The organism is Burkholderia aenigmatica (genome assembly GCF_902499175.1).
GTDB classification, from domain to species: domain Bacteria; phylum Pseudomonadota; class Gammaproteobacteria; order Burkholderiales; family Burkholderiaceae; genus Burkholderia; species Burkholderia aenigmatica.
Genome location: NZ_CABVQC010000015.1, coordinates 13,208 through 31,565, shown reverse-complemented (window position 1 = coordinate 31,565; position 18,358 = coordinate 13,208). Strand labels below are relative to the sequence as shown.

Genomic DNA, 18,358 nt, shown 5'->3' with positions numbered 1-18,358 from the left:
GGGGGCCGCGTGTGCATGGCCCTGGACGAACGCCAAGACGCGCGTCGCTACCCGATTCGTTGAAGAGATTGGCTGATCGACTGGCGGCTGATCGATAGAAGCAGCCGCGGACAGAAGCGGTCGCGGTCGGGGAGCGATGCAGGTAGGCAACAGGCGTCCATCGGATGCCATCGGGCGCATGCCGCGCATGCGCGCCTTCCGACAGCGACGATACGCGCCGCTTTCACTCCATCGCGGGATGACGATGACGATGACGATGACGCATCACGCATCACGCATCACGCATCACGCATCACGCTCGCCAAGTATCCGCTGGAGAAGCCGTGCGAGGAACATCCGCTCCTCCGCCGTCAACGGCCCCAGGGCGACGGCCTCCGCTGCCGCGATGACGGCGGGGACACGCTCCGCGATTGCCCTGCCTGCCGGCGTGAGCGTCAGTACCAGTGCCCGGCGATCCCGGTCATCCCGGCATCGCACGATCAGCGCGCGACGTTCGAGATCCTGCGCCAGACGCGTGAGGCGGCTGGTGCCGCAGCCAAGCACGCTCGCGAGCCGCTGGCACGACATCGCGCCGCCGCAGGCGAGCTGAACCAGCGCACGCCCTTGCGAGAACCGGATACCGAGCGCCGCCAGCATGGTCTGGTCCAGCACGCGCTTGATCGCGAGCTGCGCGCCCAGCATCGTGCGAAATCCGTCTGCCTCGCGCGATGCGTCACCCAGGCCGGAGCGTGCAAACGGGTCGGGCACGTGCTGCATTACCGCGGGTTCAGAACGACGGGCGCGTCCGACCGGTAGCCGCCGCCGAGCGCCTTCGTCAACGCGATGTCCTGGCCGATTCGCCGGCCGTCGATGTCGAGCAGCGCAACCCGTTCCTGAATGACGGCCTGTCTCGCCTCGACCGCGGTCAACTGGCTCGCCAGCCCGCGCTGGTAGTGGGCCTCGGCGCTGTCCTGGGTGAACGTCACCGCGCGGATCTTCCCGGTTTGCAGGGCCGCCTCGGCGTCGAGATCCTGCAGCCGGCTGCCGCTCGCGGCGACGTCGCGCACGGCATTCAGCACCGCCTGGTTGTACTGCAGGATCAGCAGGTTGCTCGCGGTGCGGGCGTTGCCGAGGTTCGCGTTGAGCCGCCCGCCGTCGAAGATCGGCAGGGTCAGGCCGGGCACCAGGTTGATCTGCTGGCTCGCATGCGTGAACAGGTCGGCCAGATGCAACGCATTGACGCCGAAGAATGCCTTGATGTCGAAGCTCGGATAGAACGCGGCCTTGGCTGCGTCGATCTTGTCGAACGACGCTTCGACGTACCAGCGCAGCGCCTGCAGATCCGGGCGGCGCGCCAGCAGTTCGTACGACAGCGTCGCAGGCAACGCGGACGGCGGCGCCGGCAACGGCACGGGCCGGATCTCCGAGAGATCGTCCGGCCGCGCGCCGATCAGCGCGCGCAGGGCTTCGCGCTGTTGCGTGATGCGCCCCCGGGCGGCCACGATCTGCCGTGCCGTCGCCAGTTGCTGCGCGCGGGCGACCTCGGTCTGCGTCTGCGCCTCGAGCCCCCGCGCCGCCCGCGCGGCGTGCGCATTCAGCGAAAACGTCGCGACGTCCTGCAACTGCTCCAGCAGCTCGATGAGCCGATAGGTGGTCTGGATACCGTAGTAAAGCTGCACCACGTCCGCGGAGAGCTCCAGTTCGACGGCCGAAGTCTCGACCACCCGCGCGTTGTGCACGCCCAGCGCAGCCGCCACCTGCGCGCGCGCCTTGCCCCAGATATCGATATCGAGGCTCGCGCCGAGACCGACGATGCCTGCCGTGTACCACGGCCCGGTTGCGCCAATGAGCGGTTCATTGCCTGAATAGGCGCCCAAAAAGCCGTTGCCCGACACGCGCTCGCGGTCCACCGAGGCCAGCGCCCCCACCTGCAGGCCCGTGCCCGATTTCACGAGGTCGACGTCGGCCTTGGCCTGCGACACGCGCGTCCGCGCGATCGCCATCGTCGGCGAATCGGCCAGCGCACGCCCGACCAGCACGTCCAGTTGCGGATCACCGTAGCGCGTCCACCAGCGCGCCGACGGCCAGCCGTCCTTCGCCAGATGGATGTCGTCGGCCACGCGGATGCGTTCGGCGTCGAGCGTCGCCGCCGGCTTCACGTCATGACGAATCAACGCACAGGCGGACAGGCCGCACAGCAACACCGCGACGGAGACACGGCGCAACGATGAACGGAAAGGGCGAATCAACGAATCAGTCATGCTTGCGAAGCTCGAGAAGTCAATACTGGACCGGCGGGTTCCGGCGCCCATGCGGGCAGGCCCGAGATCTGGCCGGCCAGGCTGTCGGCCCGGGTCGTCAGCCGGTCATACGCGGCCCGCAGGGCATCGGTCGGCCGGGCCGCAAGATCCGCCGCGCAGCATTCGGCCAGCGCCTCGAGCGACGCGCGCGGCGTCGCGCCCACCGTCAGCGGATGCGCGGCCAGCGCGTCCGCATAGTTGTCGAGGAGCGCGGCCAGCTCGTGCTGAAAGGCGGTTGCCGCAGTCGCGGTGCGCGTCGGCCACGACGCACGTCGCTCCGCGCCGAACGCGTCGACCGCCAGCAGGATTTCCCGGACCCGGGCCAGGAGCGCCTGCATGCGCAAGGTCAGGCCTTCGTGCTCGCCGTCCGCCATCTGCCACCCCGGCTCGAGCGCGACGCGCGCCGACATCGCCTCGCTGTCGCCCAGCTCGCTCCAGAGACCGACGGGCACCGGCTGCACCGTCTCCGCACGGAGATGCTCGCCGATCCGGCGCACCAGCCGCGCGGCGCGCTGGCGTAGCGCTTCGCCTTCCGCCTCGGGCCACAGGTACGCATGAACGACCGTCGACACGACGACACCGAGCAGGATCCCGATCATCCGGTCGCGGATTTCGGTGAGGTCGGTGGTCGGGCCGAATTTCTCCAGCAAGGCCAGCGCGAACGTAAACACGATCTGCGTGCCGGCATAGCTGATGCGTTCCGACCCGGCGGACACCCACGCGCCCAGCGCAACCACCGGCAACGTCATCATCAACAGGCCGACGATGTCGTCGAGATGCGGCACGACCCACACGACCATCGCGAGCGCCAGTGCGCTGCCGACCGCCGCGCCGCCGATCCGGAGCGCCGCGCGCTGGGTCGTGGCGCCAAGGCTCGGCTGCGCAACGATCAGGCAGCTCAGCATCATCGTGTGAATGCCCGGCCAATCGGTCGCGACATAGAAGACGTAGCTGAGCAGCGCGGCCATCAGCGTCTTCAACGCGAACTGCACGTAGGCGGGATTGGTCAACGCGTCCGGAACCAGCAGGCGCGCCTTCTCGGCCGGGGATGGGGTGGCCGGCGGGGCGGCGGACCGATCCGCGAACGCCAGCAACGCGTCGCGCATGTCCGCCAGCGCGCCGGGCAAGCCGTCCGTCGGCAAGTCGACCAGCGACGCCGGCGCGACGAATCGCGCGCCCGTTTCGATCGCGTCGCCGAGACCACGGCATGCGTCGCGCAGTGCGCGTTTCGCGTCTGCGGCCGTGCCGGTTGCGGCGTCCGGCAGATGGCTTGCCGCCGCGTACAGGCGGGACACCGTCGCCACCCTCGCGAGGTGCAGCGCCTGATTTGCGCGATACGACGCATCCCGCATCGTCGCAAAGCGCAGCAGTTTCTGGAGCGTCAGCGCACCGGCCTGGATCTCACGCGCGCCCGGCCCGCCAGCCGCCGACGCGCGATGGTCGAGCCGTGCCAGCGCCGCATCGATCGCAGTCAGCTGGCCGCGCATGGCCGCTTCGAGCTGGCGCACCGGTTCCGCGGGCAGGAACAGCGTATTGATCGCGAGCGTCACCGCGATCGCGTAGTTGACCGCGACCCACACCCACAACGTGGTACGCACCAGCAGTTCGGCCTGGTCGGTTCGATCGACGAACGTCTGAACGTAAATGACGACGATCGCGACGATGAAGAACACGACCCCGATCTTCGCCACCCGCATCATGTAGACGCTGAACAGGAACAGCACGCTCGCGAGCAGAATCCGCAGCAACGGATAGTCGTAGGTGAACTTGAGCACGAGGATCGCGCTGCCGACCGCCACGGTCGAGCCGATCACGAACAGCACGCCGATCAGCCGCGTCACCACCACGTTCGCCTGCGTCACGTAGAACACGACGATCAGCGACAGCGCCAGGAGCGGCACCTGCAACGCCATCGACGCGACGATGACGAGCGCGCTGGCGAGCACGCAGCGCAGTGTCACGTTCAGGCGCCCCGGGTACGGCCGGATTTCGCCGCCGATGAAGCGGGCGAAGCGCTGCAGGCGGCTCGCGGCGGGATGCCCGGCGCTCATGTCACGCTCACCGTGCCGCATCGTGCACGGCGGCACCCGGCCGCAGCGTGGCCACCGCCGAGGTGCCGATCCGGAACGTCTCCGGGTCCGGGTTCCGCACCGCGATCTTCACCGGGAAACGCTGCGAGACGTGTACCCAGTTGATGCTGCGCGCCACGCGCGGCAAACCCTCCAGCACCACGCCGCCGTCGTCAGGCAATACCCCGTAGCTGATCGAATCGATCGTGCCGTCGAAGTGCTTGCCCGTGTCGCTCATCAGGTAGACGGTGGCCGGCATGCCCGCGCGCACGTCTTTCAGGTCGGTCTCGCGGAAATTGGCGATCACGTACCAGTGACGCGTATCGATCAGCGTGAAGACCGGCTTGAGCGCGGACGCGAACTGGCCGACCGTCGTGCGCAACGCAGCCACCCGGCCGTCGAACGGTGCACGCACTTCGGTGAACTCGAGGTTCAGCTCCGCGAGGGCGATCTGCGCGTCGACTTCCGCGCGCTGTGCCACCAGCGCATCCACGCCGCTCACCGCCGCGGCCGCCTGCTGCGCCTGCAGCATCGCCGCGTTCAGTTCCGCCTGCGCCGCCCGTTGCGCGGTGCGTGCCCGATCGACATCTTCCGCCGACGTATAGCCGTGCGCGAGCAGCGGCTCGACGCGATGCAGCGTATCCGTCGCCTGGCTGGCCTGCGCGCGCGACCGCTCGACCGCCGCCTTCACGGAATCGGCGTTGTACTGCTGCGCATTGACCGAGCGCTGCGTCAGCGCAATCTGCTGGTCGAGCGTGACCCGCCGGGCACGTGCCTGATCCAGCGCGTCCTGGTAGGGCCGCGGATCGATCCGGAACAGCAGGTCGCCGCGCTTGACCGGCTGGTTGTCGCGTACCGGCATCTCGACGATCTTGCCGTTCACTTCCGGCACGACGTTGATCGTGTCGGCATAGACATAGGCGTCGTCGGTCGTCGGCGCATGCTCGAGACGCCACAGGACGACGCCGAGCAACACCAGCGCGGCCACCACGATGAGCCAGGTAACGATGGACTTTTTGCGCGATGCGCCGGAAGCGTCGGACATAACGGTACGCGTGATCAGTGAGGAAAGAAGAGCAGCCAGAACGCCATCGCGAACACCGCGGCCAGGGCGGGGTAGCCGATCCCCACCGGCGCGAGCAGATCGCGCTTGCCGCACTTGCCCAGCACGACGTGGACAACCACGGTGCCCAGCACACCGCCGACGATGCAGAACAGCCAATCCGGAAAAGCCGCGCCGAATACGGCAACCGACGGCGCGGGCGCGCATCCTTCGAGCAACAGGCTTGCCGCAATCGAAACGATGGTCAGGGCGATGGACGAACGCATCTGCAAGGTACTCACGACAACGGGCACGGACGGCATGACGGGATGCCGGCGAATGGATTCATGGATTGAACGAACAGGGCGCGAGAACGCGCGGGCGGGTTGCCGCGACAGCCGGACGCGGGTTCCGCCGCCTGGCGGAACACCGGTCGGGCCGGGATCGGGCACCGCGCGGCTCGATCTCCGATGTTAGGGGGCGGGGCGCGGCCGGAGAATCGTGAAATCGCACAACGACACTGTGAAAATCTCCAATGCCGAACTGCGTCGGCCGGTGCCGTGCCGCCGGTCGAGCCTGGCGAGAATGCCGCCGGGGTGCGGCCTCGGCACCCCGACGGCGCGCGCGCCGGCCTAGAACGTATGACGAAGGCCGACCACCGTACCGACGGTCGTACCGGCCCCCTCGTGCAGCGCGCCGTTGATCGCGAGCCCGGTATTCATCAGGCCGTGGTTGTGAACCACACCGACCTGCCCGTAAACCGTCGTCGCTTTCGACAGGAAGTACCGCAGCCCGATCGCGGTCAGCACCGAGTGGTTGCCGGTATCGTTGCCGTCGCTCGTCACCCATGCGCCCGCATCGGCTTCGACGGCAGGCGTGATGGTGTAACTTGCGCCGGCGCCGTACACGCGGCTGTCGAACCCGCCGCTCACCTTGTAAAGCGCATAAGAACCCTTGACGGTCAGGCTGCCGAAACTGTATGCCGCGCCGATGGTGCGGCCGGTAAACGGGACCGTGCTGGGAATCGGCGTCCCCGCCGTGCCGCCCGCGTTGCCGTTGTAGAGCGCCGCCGTGACGAGGAACCCGCCTCGCTGGTACTTGAGGCTCGCCGAATACTGCCGCCCCGCCTGGAAATCGCCCGCCTTCCCGCCCAGTCCGAACATCGCGCTGCCCTGGAAGCCGGCGATGTCCGGGCTCGTGTAGGACACCGCGTTCTGGTTGAACAGCCCCGTCACCAGCACGCTGTCGACATAGATGACGGCGCCGCTGCCGAAATAGGCCACGTCGCGCGGATCGGTGCCGATCAGCGACAGCACGAACGGCGAGTATTGCAGGCCGGCCTTGACCGACCCGAAGCCGCCGCTCAAGCCGATCCAGGCCTGACGGCCGAACAGGTTGCCGTTCGAATTGCCGAACCCGCCGCTCGGGATGTCGATGCCGCTCTCGAGGACGAACGTGGCCTTCATCCCGCCGCCCAGATCCTCCACGCCCCGCAAGCCGAATCGCGATGCCGACGCCGCACCGTCGACCATCGCGAACTTGTGGCCGTCGTTCGCGCCGGTCGCCGGATTCAGCGACTTGTTCGTGTAGAGCACGGCGGCATCGAGCACGCCGTAGAGCGTGACGCTGCTTTGCGCATGCGCCATGCCGGACGTCGCGCCCAGCGACGCAGCAATGGCCAAGCCAAGCGTTCCCTGACGCCATGTCGATTTCATGTCTATCCTCCAACCCAAGATCGTTATTTTCAATGTCGCGTCACGGCTGGATGCCGATCGGCGCTTTCGCTACACATCACAACAGGTCCGTCACGGCCGCTTCTTGCGCCGCGCGGAGTCTTCCCGATCCGGACGCGTCACGTCCGGCAGAAACCAAACATGCGTCGATGCGATCGACGACGCACCTGGCCGTCATCGACGGCATTGCATGTCGAACGGCAGGCAATCGCCGCGGACCATTCCGCATTCGCTACCGAGGCGATCGAGCCGTCACCGCCCACGCCGACCCGTGCGGGCCAACGTTGCGGCAGCGGCCACGGCAGGCCGATCCGGCCCGATGCCGCACGCGGCTGATGGAGGGAAAGGCGGGCGCAATCGCGCGACGGACGGCGACGCGCACGACGGCGCACGTATGTCAGGAGGCGAACCGCGTCGGGCCCGCAGAGGTGATCGGCAGCAAGCAGGTACAGGTCGATGACGTCTGACCGATCGGCGATGCGGTGGGCACAAAGGACTCCTTGACATACTTCCGGTAGGGCTCGATTCGACGAAGCACGTTTGTCACGACGTCATGCGAAACAATGATGACCGTATCGCAGCGCCGGATCGACGTGGACTGAATGCAAGACTAAAAGCAGGCCGAGGGGATGTGCCCCCCTCCAAAGGGGAGGCGGGAGTCTGGCGACGGGGGGGCGCGATGCGACTCCCCCCCTACCGTGGGAAAACCCTCATCGCAGTGGTGGCGACTATCATTAACATGATGTGGTGCATTCCGGACTATCCCCCATGAACTTGCCGTCCGAATCCGATGAGCCTCTCTGGAATCTCTCGCTGATACAGACAAAAATGGCGCCGCCGCGCCCGCCCCGGTTCCGTGTCGCGCGGCGGACGCTGTCGAAGAAACTGGCCGCGGCGGCCGAGCACGCGGTCACCCTCGTGATCGCGCCGGCAGGGTTCGGCAAGACCACGACGTTGTCCGAATGGTGCGAAGTACTCCGCACCCGCCATCAGCTCGTCGCGTGGCTGAGCCTCGACCAGGACGACGACAATCCCGACCGGCTCGGCGCCTACCTCGTGGCTGCGTTGAATCACGGCACGGGCGGCATCGGTCAGCAGGCCGAAAAGCTGCTGCGCAACGATCCGATGACGCCCGGCAAGACCGTGATCTCCGTGCTGCTCAACGAGATCGCCGCGTGCGGCAAGCAGGTCTTTCTGATCCTCGACGACTTCGACCGGCTCACGTCTTCCCCGGTATGTGCGGTGGTGTCGCGCCTGTTGCGCTACGCGCCGGCCAATTTCCACGTGCTGCTCGGCGCGCGCGGTGAGCCGAGGCTGGCGCTTGCCCAGCTCCGGACCCACGGCCAGCTGTTGCGGATCGACGAATCGGACCTGCGCTTCTCCGCGGACGATGCGCAGGCGTTCTTCGCGCGTACCGGCACCGCGCCGCTCGACCGCGACGCGGTCGAGATGCTGACCGACGCGACCGAAGGATGGATCACGGGCTTGCAGCTCGCGTCGTTGTCGCTGAAGGAAGAAGCGGATACCACCAAGGTCGCGCGCGATCTCGCCGGCACTCGATTCGGCATCGACGCGTATCTCGACGACGCCGTCCTGTCGCACCTGCCGCGTCCCGTGTATCAGTTTCTGCTGCGGACATCGATCGTCGATCACCTGAGCCCCGGCCTCTGCGACGCCGTCATGGGCGCCGGCGCCCGCAGTTGGGAAAAACTCGACTGGCTCGAGCGTCACAACCTGTTCATCCGCGCGCTCGACGACGAGCGCCAATGGTTCCGCTATCACGCGCTGCTTTCCGACGCGCTGCGGCGGCGCGCCGCGCGGCAACTGGCCGACGAATTGCCGCGACTTCACCAGTGCGCCAGCCAGTGGTTCGCGAACGCGCGGCGATGGCCGGACGCCGTGCGTCACGCGCTCGCCGCCGGTGACACGCTGCAAGCCGCGATCTGGGTCGAGAACTGTGCGACGGCCTTGATGGATCGCAGCGACGTCAACACGTTGCTGAGCCTGATCGGCAAGCTGCCGCGTCAACTGGTGAAGTCGCGGCTGCGCTTGCGACTGGCGAATGCATGGGCGCTCGCGTTCCTGATGCGCATGCCGGAGGCCGGCGAGGTGCTGCGGCACGCGCAATCCGACTTTGCGCGCCATCATGACGATCGCACACGGACGGAAGGCGAACCCGACACGGCGCTGCCGATCGAGATGATTGCCGTGGATGCGGCCATTTCCGGCTTCGACGACGACAGCTACCGGTCGCTCGAGCTGGGGCGCCAAGTCGTCCTCTCGTCGTTGCCTGCCTCTGCATGGGTCAGGCGGCTCGGGGAAACGGCGCACATCTTCGGCCTGATCTACGACAGCCGCTTCGACGAAGTCGAGCGACTCAGGCAAGGCGCGGCCGCCGTCCCGGCCGACGATCACGACTTCATCTACGCCAACGTCTACCGCGAGTGCATGTTCGGGCTGAACCTGCTGGTGAACGGCCGCCTGCCGGAAGCGATCACGCTGCTGGAATCGGCGATCGCGCATGCCGAGGCAAACGTGTTCCGCCATTCGGCGGCGGCGGCGGTTCCCGCGGGCTACCTGGCGGCACTCTGCTACGAGCAGAACGATTTGTCCCGCGCACGGCAACTGATCAACGACCGCTCGGCCATCACGGCGGAAGCCTGCCCGCTCGGCTCCCTGTCGAGCTACTGCCGCACCGCGGCGCGGCTCCATGCGCGCAACGACGACATCGCATCCGCGCTGCTGTGCCTGCAACAGGCAAGCGAAATCGCTGCCTCCCGACACTGGCTGCGCATGCGCGCGTCGTGCGACGCGGAGATCGTCCGGCTGTGTCTGCAGCAGGGCTGGGTCGATCGCGCCCGGGAAGCCGCCGACGCACTGGACGCGCTGATGCCCGAGCAGATCCCGGCGCCGATGGGCAGTTTCATCGAGACGTGGGCAAGCTGGTGCGAGGTCAAGGCACGGCTCGACCTCGCGACAGGCCGGCCGGATTGCGCAGCCGAACGGCTGCGCGAGTTGAGGACCACGCTGTCCCGTGCCGGGATGACTTACCTGGAAGCGCGGATGTCGCTGTTGTACGCCGTGGCGCTCCAGCAGGAACACGCGCATGAATCGGCGTCGGTCGCGCTGACGGACGCGCTGCGCTATGCGCAGCCGAACGGCATGATCGGCAGCTTCGTCGATGAAGGCGAACCGGTGCTGCGCCTGCTGACGACATTGAACCGCGAAACGGCCGAGCGCGGCGGCATTCAACCGGCCTTCGTCGATCGGCTGCTCGCCGCGTTCGACCCGCGTCGCACCCCGGCCGACGACGGCGCCGCGCGCGACGCCCGGAACCTGCTCAGCACGCGTGAGATCGAGATCCTCAGTCACATTGCCCGCGGCATGTCGAACAAGGAAATCGGACGGGCACTGCGCGTCGCCCCCGAGACCATCAAGTGGCATCTGAAGAACATCTTCGAGAAGCTCAAGGTCGGCTCGCGCTTCGAGGCCGTCCAGAGCGCACTCGGCGTGACACCGGCCGAACGCGGCAAGGCCAGGGAAACTCATTCCTGAAACAAACGCAACGTATCGCATTCCTGACGATCAGGTTATCCCGCCGCGGCATGAAAGAGCGAATCGACGTTGCTCCGCCGGAGCGGCGACGCTCGACACCCGGCCGTTGAACAGCGTTTACGCCGTTCGGCTTCATCCACCCGGAAGGAGTTCATCGATGAATAAACTCACCACCGCCGCCGGCGCACCCGTTGCCGACAACCAGGACGTGCGGACCGCCGGCCCTCGCGGCGCCAAGCCGCTGCAGGATCTGTGGCGCATGGAGAAACTGGCGCACCTCCATCGCGAAGTCATCCCGGAACGCCGCATGCACGCGAAGGGCTCGGGTGCGTTCGGGATCTTTACCGGGACCGGCGACATCACGCAGTACACGCGCGCCAAGGTGTTTTCGCAGATCGGCAGGAAGACCGGCCTGATTTCACGAAGCCGCACGGGCCGCTGCTGATGACTGGCAGCGAAGACGATCCCATCAGCGCTGCCGTGCTCAACCTCAAGAACATCCAGAAATACAGCGACGCATCGTCGGTCGCGGATTTCCATCGGTTCGACGGGCAATGTCATGTGCTGATCGTGGATCAGAACTGGAGAGACGTGGCCAGCTACGTCAAGGGCTGGCTGGACGAGCGCTGAATGGAATGATCTTCCGCGCGCGTCGCGCAACGGTGCCGGCACGGCTACGACAGTAGCGTGAACCGGCCGTTGCGCGGCGTTGCCGCAGGGCCCCGCAAGGGGCCATTGGCGCGACCTGCGGCGACGCAAGCGGCAATCCTTTGTACCGCCAAGTTTTGCTCAATCAGTTCAGCAGCACGACCGCTCCCGGACGTACCATTCAGACTTCCCGGCGCATCGTCCGATCAAGCAAGGCATTCGTCAGGAGCGAATTCGTATGACCACCGCCATCCCCGAGATCTCGCCGGCCCTGCGCCAGTGGACTGCCAGCGTCGCCGAGAACAACGCCGTCTTCGTCGATCGCGTGTACAAGGCCCTGATGATCGTCAAGCCCTACGCGGATCTCGATTCGACCACGCGGCTCGATATTCGTCATTCGATCACCCTGTCGTCGACGCTCTGGCTCGAAAGCCTCGTATCGGGCCGAATGCCGTCGGAGGACGCCCTCGAAGGTTTCCGCGAATACGGGCGCCGGCGCGTCTATCAGGGCGTTCCGCTGGAATCGCTGCTCCGCGCGTTCCGACTCGGGTCGCGTGAATTGTGGTGCTTCTATATCGGGCTCGCCGATGAGAGCGGCGGTCTGCGCGACGAGCTCCTGTTCCGCGTTTCTCCCTATCTGATGGAATTCTTCGACATCATGTCGCAGGAAGTGGCGCAGACCTATCTGGAGGAGCAGTACAAGCAGGCGCGCTGGCGGGATTCACTTCGCTACCAGCTGCACGGCATCATCTTCAACTTCCCCGACGACACCGACGAATTCAACAAGACGGCGGCAGCGCTGCGTCTCGACGTGTCGGTGCCGCGCGTGGCCCTGGCCGTCGACATCGCGTCGATCGACAGCAATTCGATCACCTTCAAAAGCGAGATCGACCACATCGTCGCGGCGGCAGCCCGGCACCTCAAACTGTCCGCCGACGATATTTTCGCCATCTGGTTTCGCGGGTATTTGCTCATGTGGATACCCGTCCGGCCTGGCGACGCCGCAGGAACGAGCGACGCGCAGATGGTGAAGCAGATCGCGTCCATCGCGGATACGCTGCCCGAAGTCACCGCGATCGGCGTCGGCCTGCCGGGAGAAGGCGCATCGGGCTGGGCTCAGTCCGCCAACGAGGCAAGCCGGGCGCTCGGGTTCGGCCGCCACCATCTCGACGACGCACGCGTCCGCCTGTATGCCGAAATTGCCGTCGAGGAAAGCCTCCGCGGCACGCAACGTGCGCTGACCTACCTGACGTCCCTGATCGAACGACTGGCCCGCGAACCGGAATTGCTCGAGACGCTCCAGACCTACTTCGCGCAGTGCCAGCGGCTCAAGGCGACCGCGAGCGTCCTGGGCATCCACCCCAACACGCTCAACTACCGCCTGGAGCGCATCGAGAACATGCTCGGCGCGCGTCTGGACGATGCCGGCTGGATCTCGAAGCTCGACATCGCGCTCAAGCTGCGCAACGCGCGCACATGACGGCAACCGACGAGCAGGCTGCCGTACACGCCTTGCCCGAGGCTTGAAGCGGTTCCGTGTTCCTTCCCATTCCTGACCAAACCCATTCATCATGGAAAGCTGGACGATCGGTGTGCTTCTCAGCATGATCAACATCCTGATTCACGCGGCGGCGATGGTCTTCCTGGCCGTCGGCGCGCGTCGAATACGCCGCGCACTCGACATGCAGCACAACACCATTCACGTGCAACTGCGCAAGCTGGTCGGCATCGTCACCTTCATCTGCATCACGCTCGGCACGCTGCATACGCTGGAAGCGGCTCTATGGGCCGTCGTGCTGGTTCAACTGAAGGCGCTCGGCTCGTTCAGCGACGCACTGTTCTTCTCGCTCGACACGATGGCCACACGCGGCGCGTCCGGCCTTTCGCTGACCCCGAACTGGCGAATGCTCGGCGCGATCGAGTCATCCGACGGCGTGCTGCTGTTCGGCATGTCCACCGCCTTCCTGTTCGCGGTCATTCAGGCCGACTTCGCGGCAATCGCCCACTCGCTGCATCGCTCCACGTCCTCCCGATAGCGGATCGACGTCCGATACCCCGCGGCATGCCGGTATCGGACGACTGACGCACACCGCGTGCCGCACGGATTGTGCGCGACGCAATGCGGCAGATGGCCTGCGCGTTCGCGCCCCCTTCCCACGCCTTACCCGCCTCCCGGGACCGCCCCCGCTCGTCGGGCGTATTCACGTTTTGGAAAAAAAGCTAATGCTTTTGTGGGATCCCACATATGCGCAGAATCGGCACCGCCTTAGGATTGTTTCAAGTCAGTACCACTTACTTGAATGAAGTGAAGGTAAGAGGAGTCACATGGATGGAGAGTGGCGTACCGGATTGCTCGATATGGTCGCACCTGGTCGACATGCTCGACGGCAGCCATCGGCGCGCGTCCCCCGTCGCTTCGCGCGGCCGCGATGATGGGCAAAGGACGCATGCAGGCGCAGGTTCGTCAGTCGCCAAGGTCAGGATCCTCGGGCGTCAAAGCGAATCGACCATCTGCGTGTCATGGCTCGACCCGACCGCATGCCACTACGGCGATCAGATCTGGAAGATCGGCATCGCCCGCAGCGCGGGCGTCTGCGCGCTGTCGCATAGCGCGATATACGCCGGCGACCTCGTCTATCGGCCGAGCCGGATCCGCTTGCAATCGAAGCCCGTCAACCTGAATTTCATGATCCTCGCCGCCGCCGTCGAGGATACCCGGATTCCCGACGCCTGACGCCTGACGCCTGCCTCTCGCGCTGCAAGACACCACCACGCCGCTGCGTTCCCGCCATCCGGACGCCCCTGGCTCCGGACCAGCAAGCGACCTTCTTCGGAGAAACCGCCCCCATGCCCAACAGCTTGTCCTCCCCCCGTTTCGACACCCTGCTGTATGAAAAGCAGGCCGCGACTGCCTACGTGACGCTGAACCGCCCCGACGTGATGAACGCGCTGAACCAGCAGGCGATCGAAGAACTGCGTGCGGCGTTCGAGGATGCGCGCGACGACCCGTCGATTCGCGGCGTCATTCTCACCGGTGCAGGCCCGCGCGCGTTCATCGCCGGTGCGGATATCGGCGAACTGGCCACGGCGACGCCGATCGATGCGGAGCGGCGCACGCGCGCCGGCCAGGCGCTGCTCGACTTCATCGAGCATCTCGGCAAACCCGTGATCGCCGCGGTCAACGGCCTCGCTCTCGGCGGCGGATGCGAGACCGCACTCGCGTGCACGATCCGGCTCGCGAGCCCCACCGCGAAGTTCGGCCAGCCTGAAGTCAGGCTCGGGCTCATCCCCGGTTTCGGTGGCACGCAACGACTGCCTCGTCTCGTCGGCAAGGGTGTCGCGCTGCAACTCATCCTGACCGGCGAGATGGTGTCGGCGGAAGAAGCGCACCGGATCGGGCTGGTCAATGAAATCGTCGAAGCCGACCGGCTGATCGCCCGCGCGGAAGCGATTCTGGCGCAGATCGCCGCCAATGGGCCACTGGCCGTCGCCTATGCGCTGGACGCCGTCCATCTCGGCCTGAACGCGGCCCTGCCGGAAGGACTGGCACTGGAAGGAAAGCTGTTCGCGCTGTGCGCCTCGACCGACGACAAGCAGGAAGGCACCGCGGCCTTTCTCGAGAAGCGCACGCCGGTATTTCACGGGCGCTGACGCACGACGCCATCGCGCGTTCGGGAGCCCTCCCCTCGACGCCACGCCCTCTCTCAACCTCGAATGCTGAACACTTCCATGACTCACGGACAACACGTTTTCTCGGACCTCAAGGTGCTCGACCTCGCGAGCTACATTGCCGGCCCTGCCGCCACGACGATCCTCGCCGACTTCGGCGCGGACGTCATCAAGATCGAACCGCCGGGCACCGGCGACGTCTATCGCTTCTTTTCGAGCATTCCGCCGAACCCGGTTGCCGCGACGAACTATGCGTGGCAACTGACGAACCGCAACAAGCGCAGCATCGCGCTCGACCTCAAATCGGGCGACGCGCGGCCCGTGCTGGCACGCCTCGTTCAATGGGCCGATGTCGTGGTCGTCAATTTCCCGCCGCGCGTGCGGGCCAGCCTGGGCGTGACCTATGACGATCTCGCGCCGCTGAATCCCCGGCTGATCTACGCCGACATTACCGGTTACGGATCCGACGGCCCCGATGCCGACACGCCGGGATTCGATGTCACCGCCTATTGGGCGCGCTCCGGCCTCATGGAAGTCACGCACGATGCGGGCAGCCCGCCGACCCTGCCCATTCCGGGAATCGGCGACCACGCCACCGCAACGACGCTGTACGCCGCGATCGTCACCGCGCTCTACGAGCGCACCCGGACCGGCAAGGGCAGCCACGTGACGACGTCGCTGATCGCCAATGGCATCTGGGCGGCGGCGGCCTGGGTCGAAGGCGGCCTCAACGGCGGCCGGTTCTTTCCGCAGCACGACCGCAAGAATCCGCCGAATGCGCTGCTCAACCCGTATCGGACGAGCGACGGCCGCTGGATCCTGCTGGTCGCCGCACAACGCAAGGAGTGGGCGGGTTTCGTCCGCGCGACCGGCTTGCCTGCCCTGCTGGACGATCCGCGCTTTGCCGACGAGCGACTGCGCGTCGAGCACGCTGCCGCGCTGGTCGAGATACTCGATCCGCTGTTCGCGAGTCAGCCCCTGTCTTTCTGGAAACAGACGCTCGCGGCTGAGCGCGTGATCTTCGGTGTCGTGCAGATCGCCGAGGAAATCATTCACGATCCGCAGCTCGAGATCAACGAAATCGTCGTACCGCTCGACCTCCCCGGCAAACCCGCCACGCGAACGGTCAGCAATCCGATTCAAATCAAGGGGCGCAAGAAGGTGGCGCCCGGCGCGGCACCGCAACTCGGCGAGCACGGCGCCGAAATCCTGGCGGAGATCGGCTTTGACGACGCCGATATCGCTCGCCTTCTCGATTCGGGCACGGTTGCCCGCTTCGACGACGCGAGCTGACCCACGCCCGCCCCGTCGCCCGCCCCTCTTCCGACCCACACACCGGCTGGCGCACGCCAGCCGCCCATTCGGAGCATTTCATGACTGAAGCTGAAATCCGTGCCAGCGCGTACGCGATGCCGTTCGGCAGCCCGGCCTACCCCAAGCCACCGTTCCGGTTCGTGGATCGCGAATTCATCATCGTGACCTATCGCACCGATCCGGAGGCGCTTGCGCGCATCGTTCCCGAGCCGCTGCGGCCGACCGAGCCGCTCGTCAAATACGAGTTCATCAAGATGCCCGACTCGAGCGGGCTGGGTTCCTATACCGAATCGGGCCAGGTCGTCCCCGTCTCGTTCAACGGCACGCCCGGCGGCTTCACGCATGCCATGTACCTCGACAGCGAAGCGGGCATCGCGTCCGGCCGGGAACTGCTCGGCTTTCCCAAGGTGCTCGCACAGCCGAAGCTCGAAGTGCGAAACGACGCGCTGGTCGGCACCCTCGACTACAACGGCGTGCGCGTGGCAACCGCCACCATGGCCTACAAGTACGAGCCGCTGGATCTCGCCGCCGTCCGGAAGACGCTCGAAGCGCCCGGCTTCCTGCTGAAGATTCTGCCGCACGTCGACGGAACGGCCCGCGTCTGCGAACTGGTCCGGTACTACGTGACCGACATCACGGTGAAAGGCGCGTGGACCGGCCCGGCCTCGCTGGAACTGCATCCGCACTGCTTCGCCCCGGTCGCCAGACTACCGGTGCTGGAAGTCGTGTCCGCCGTCCATCTCCTGACCGATCTGACGATCGCCGGCGCGGAAGTCGTTCACGACTATCTGCAAGCGCCGTCGGACGCCTCCTGAACTCCGCCTCACAAGGACATCATCATGACAGCCAGCGCGAAGCCGAATCACCCGCTTCCGGCCCCCGACAGCGACTTTTACCTGATCCGTGAATTCCTGAGCGAGTCCGATCTCGCCCTGATGAAACGGGTACGTGCGTTCATGGAGAGCCGCGTCGCACCGATCATCAACACGTACTGGGCCGACGACGCGTTCCCGTTCGAGCTGATCCCCGAGATCCGGGAACTGAACATCGCCGGCATCGGATTCGAGGGCTACGGTTGTCCCGGCGGCAGCACGCTGCTCGACGGCTTCATCGCGATGGAGCTGGCGCGCGTCGACTCGTCCATTTCGACCTTCTACGGCGTCCATAGCGGGCTGGCGATGGGATCGATCTATCTCGGCGGATCGGAGGAGCAGAAGCAGAAATGGCTGCCGCCGATGGCGCGCCTGGAGAAGATCGGCTGCTTCGGCCTGACGGAACCACTGGTCGGATCGGGTTCCGGCGGTGGCCTGCTGACCACCGCCAAGCGGGAAGGCGATACGTGGGTGCTCAACGGCCAGAAGCGCTGGATCGGCAATTCGCCCTGGTGCGACCTGTCGATCATCTGGGCGCGCGACGTCGACGACAACCAGGTCAAGGGCTTCATCGTCGAGAACAAGACCACGCCGGGCTTTTCGGTCGAAAAGATCGAGAACAAGATCGCGCTGCGGGTCGTGCAGAACGGCGTGATCACCCTCGACAACTGCCGGGTGCCCAAAGAAAACCGGCTTCAGGGCGACATGTCGTTCCGCGACACGGCGCGCGTGCTGCGCCTGACCCGCCAATACGTCGCATGGGAGGCCGTCGGCTGCAGCATGGGCGCCTACGAGCATGCACTGCGCTACGCGCAGACCCGAGAGCAGTTCGGCAAGCCGATCGCATCGTTTCAGATGATTCAGGACCACCTCGCGAAGATGCTCGGCAACATCACTGCGTCGCAATGCATGGTGGTACGGCTCGCCGAGCTGCAGGACCAGGGCAAGCTGCTGGATCAGCAATCGTCGCTGGCCAAGGCGTTCTGCACGAGCCGCATGCGCGAGACCGTCGCCTGGGCACGCGAAATCTTCGGCGGCAACGGCATCGTGCTCGACTACAACGTCGCACGCTTCTTTGCCGATGCGGAAGCCCTCTATTCGTACGAAGGCACGCGCGAAATGAACCATCTGATCGTCGGCAAGGCGATCACCGGTTTCAGCGCGTTCGTCTGACCTC

Annotated in this window: 15 protein-coding genes and 1 pseudogene; 10 read left to right on the top strand and 6 right to left on the bottom strand. The window is 66.2% G+C overall.

Going from position 1 to position 18,358, the window contains the following annotated elements; genetic code table 11:
* Window positions 1–285: 285 nt before the first annotated feature.
* The 6 genes from BDO18943_RS13140 to BDO18943_RS13115 form a co-directional block, all read right to left on the bottom strand.
* Window positions 286–756 carry a MarR family winged helix-turn-helix transcriptional regulator gene (locus BDO18943_RS13140; RefSeq protein WP_175022621.1) on the bottom strand — a complete coding sequence of 157 codons (471 nt, stop codon included), beginning with the start codon at window positions 754–756 and terminating at the stop codon, window positions 286–288.
* On the bottom strand, window positions 756–2,240 hold the full coding sequence (locus BDO18943_RS13135) for an MdtP family multidrug efflux transporter outer membrane subunit (RefSeq protein WP_175022620.1): 1,485 nt from the start codon (window positions 2,238–2,240) through the stop codon (window positions 756–758). Before BDO18943_RS13135 ends, BDO18943_RS13140 begins: the two co-directional genes overlap by 1 nt.
* A complete protein-coding gene (locus BDO18943_RS13130; RefSeq protein ID WP_175022619.1) occupies window positions 2,237–4,330 on the bottom strand; it encodes an FUSC family protein in 2,094 nt (697 codons plus the stop codon). Before BDO18943_RS13130 ends, BDO18943_RS13135 begins: the two co-directional genes overlap by 4 nt.
* A 7-nt stretch (window positions 4,331–4,337) precedes the next feature.
* Window positions 4,338–5,393, bottom strand: a complete 1,056-nt coding sequence (gene mdtN, locus BDO18943_RS13125) for a multidrug transporter subunit MdtN (protein ID WP_175022618.1) — start codon at window positions 5,391–5,393, stop codon at window positions 4,338–4,340.
* Between the two features lie 14 nt (window positions 5,394–5,407).
* Window positions 5,408–5,842, bottom strand: a complete 435-nt coding sequence (locus BDO18943_RS42630; protein ID WP_235995989.1) for a YtcA family lipoprotein — start codon at window positions 5,840–5,842, stop codon at window positions 5,408–5,410.
* Between the two features lie 180 nt (window positions 5,843–6,022).
* Window positions 6,023–7,105, bottom strand: coding sequence for a porin (locus BDO18943_RS13115; protein ID WP_175022617.1), 1,083 nt, complete (start codon window positions 7,103–7,105; stop codon window positions 6,023–6,025).
* Window positions 7,106–7,951: 846 nt separating this feature from the next.
* Between BDO18943_RS13115 and BDO18943_RS13110 the strand changes: the two genes are divergently transcribed.
* The 10 genes and pseudogenes from BDO18943_RS13110 (at window position 7,952) to BDO18943_RS13065 (ending at window position 18,354) form a co-directional block, all read left to right on the top strand.
* On the top strand, window positions 7,952–10,678 hold the full coding sequence (locus BDO18943_RS13110) for a LuxR C-terminal-related transcriptional regulator (protein ID WP_175022616.1): 2,727 nt from the start codon (window positions 7,952–7,954) through the stop codon (window positions 10,676–10,678).
* A gap of 157 nt (window positions 10,679–10,835) precedes the next feature.
* Window positions 10,836–11,111, top strand: a pseudogene (locus BDO18943_RS13105) (catalase); the annotation flags it as partial.
* Window positions 11,112–11,122: 11 nt separating this feature from the next.
* Window positions 11,123–11,308 (top strand): hypothetical protein, encoded by a 186-nt coding sequence (locus tag BDO18943_RS13100; RefSeq protein WP_175022614.1) that lies wholly within the window; start codon window positions 11,123–11,125, stop codon window positions 11,306–11,308.
* A 256-nt stretch (window positions 11,309–11,564) separates the two neighbouring features.
* The gene (locus BDO18943_RS13095; RefSeq protein WP_175022613.1) at window positions 11,565–12,806 is read left to right on the top strand and encodes a PucR family transcriptional regulator; all 1,242 of its coding nucleotides are present in this window, start codon (window positions 11,565–11,567) and stop codon (window positions 12,804–12,806) included.
* A gap of 91 nt (window positions 12,807–12,897) precedes the next feature.
* Complete coding sequence (locus tag BDO18943_RS13090; protein WP_175022612.1) at window positions 12,898–13,362, top strand: two pore domain potassium channel family protein; 465 nt, start codon at window positions 12,898–12,900, stop codon at window positions 13,360–13,362.
* Window positions 13,363–13,703: 341 nt separating this feature from the next.
* Complete coding sequence (locus BDO18943_RS13085) at window positions 13,704–14,060, top strand: DUF3331 domain-containing protein (RefSeq protein ID WP_175022611.1); 357 nt, start codon at window positions 13,704–13,706, stop codon at window positions 14,058–14,060.
* A gap of 113 nt (window positions 14,061–14,173) precedes the next feature.
* On the top strand, window positions 14,174–14,977 hold the full coding sequence (locus BDO18943_RS13080) for an enoyl-CoA hydratase/isomerase family protein (RefSeq protein ID WP_175022610.1): 804 nt from the start codon (window positions 14,174–14,176) through the stop codon (window positions 14,975–14,977).
* A gap of 78 nt (window positions 14,978–15,055) precedes the next feature.
* Window positions 15,056–16,288 (top strand): CaiB/BaiF CoA transferase family protein, encoded by a 1,233-nt coding sequence (locus BDO18943_RS13075; protein ID WP_175022609.1) that lies wholly within the window; start codon window positions 15,056–15,058, stop codon window positions 16,286–16,288.
* An 80-nt stretch (window positions 16,289–16,368) separates the two neighbouring features.
* Window positions 16,369–17,124, top strand: coding sequence for an acetoacetate decarboxylase (locus BDO18943_RS13070; RefSeq protein ID WP_175022608.1), 756 nt, complete (start codon window positions 16,369–16,371; stop codon window positions 17,122–17,124).
* Window positions 17,125–17,148: 24 nt separating this feature from the next.
* A complete protein-coding gene (locus BDO18943_RS13065) occupies window positions 17,149–18,354 on the top strand; it encodes an acyl-CoA dehydrogenase family protein (RefSeq protein WP_175022607.1) in 1,206 nt (401 codons plus the stop codon).
* Window positions 18,355–18,358 lie beyond the last annotated feature (4 nt).

What these genes read in the sequence shown, in the direction of transcription:
- BDO18943_RS13140 (WP_175022621.1), bottom strand. Translation starts at nt 756, where the DNA reads ATGCAGCACGTGCCCGACCCGTTTGCACGCTCCGGCCTGGGTGACGCA.
- BDO18943_RS13135 (WP_175022620.1), bottom strand. Translation starts at nt 2,240, where the DNA reads ATGACTGATTCGTTGATTCGCCCTTTCCGTTCATCGTTGCGCCGTGTC.
- BDO18943_RS13130 (WP_175022619.1), bottom strand. Translation starts at nt 4,330, where the DNA reads ATGAGCGCCGGGCATCCCGCCGCGAGCCGCCTGCAGCGCTTCGCCCGC.
- mdtN (WP_175022618.1), bottom strand. Translation starts at nt 5,393, where the DNA reads ATGTCCGACGCTTCCGGCGCATCGCGCAAAAAGTCCATCGTTACCTGG.
- BDO18943_RS13115 (WP_175022617.1), bottom strand. Translation starts at nt 7,105, where the DNA reads ATGAAATCGACATGGCGTCAGGGAACGCTTGGCTTGGCCATTGCTGCG.
- BDO18943_RS13110 (WP_175022616.1), top strand. Translation starts at nt 7,952, where the DNA reads ATGGCGCCGCCGCGCCCGCCCCGGTTCCGTGTCGCGCGGCGGACGCTG.
- BDO18943_RS13100 (WP_175022614.1), top strand. Translation starts at nt 11,123, where the DNA reads ATGACTGGCAGCGAAGACGATCCCATCAGCGCTGCCGTGCTCAACCTC.
- BDO18943_RS13095 (WP_175022613.1), top strand. Translation starts at nt 11,565, where the DNA reads ATGACCACCGCCATCCCCGAGATCTCGCCGGCCCTGCGCCAGTGGACT.
- BDO18943_RS13090 (WP_175022612.1), top strand. Translation starts at nt 12,898, where the DNA reads ATGGAAAGCTGGACGATCGGTGTGCTTCTCAGCATGATCAACATCCTG.
- BDO18943_RS13085 (WP_175022611.1), top strand. Translation starts at nt 13,704, where the DNA reads ATGCTCGACGGCAGCCATCGGCGCGCGTCCCCCGTCGCTTCGCGCGGC.
- BDO18943_RS13080 (WP_175022610.1), top strand. Translation starts at nt 14,174, where the DNA reads ATGCCCAACAGCTTGTCCTCCCCCCGTTTCGACACCCTGCTGTATGAA.
- BDO18943_RS13075 (WP_175022609.1), top strand. Translation starts at nt 15,056, where the DNA reads ATGACTCACGGACAACACGTTTTCTCGGACCTCAAGGTGCTCGACCTC.
- BDO18943_RS13070 (WP_175022608.1), top strand. Translation starts at nt 16,369, where the DNA reads ATGACTGAAGCTGAAATCCGTGCCAGCGCGTACGCGATGCCGTTCGGC.
- BDO18943_RS13065 (WP_175022607.1), top strand. Translation starts at nt 17,149, where the DNA reads ATGACAGCCAGCGCGAAGCCGAATCACCCGCTTCCGGCCCCCGACAGC.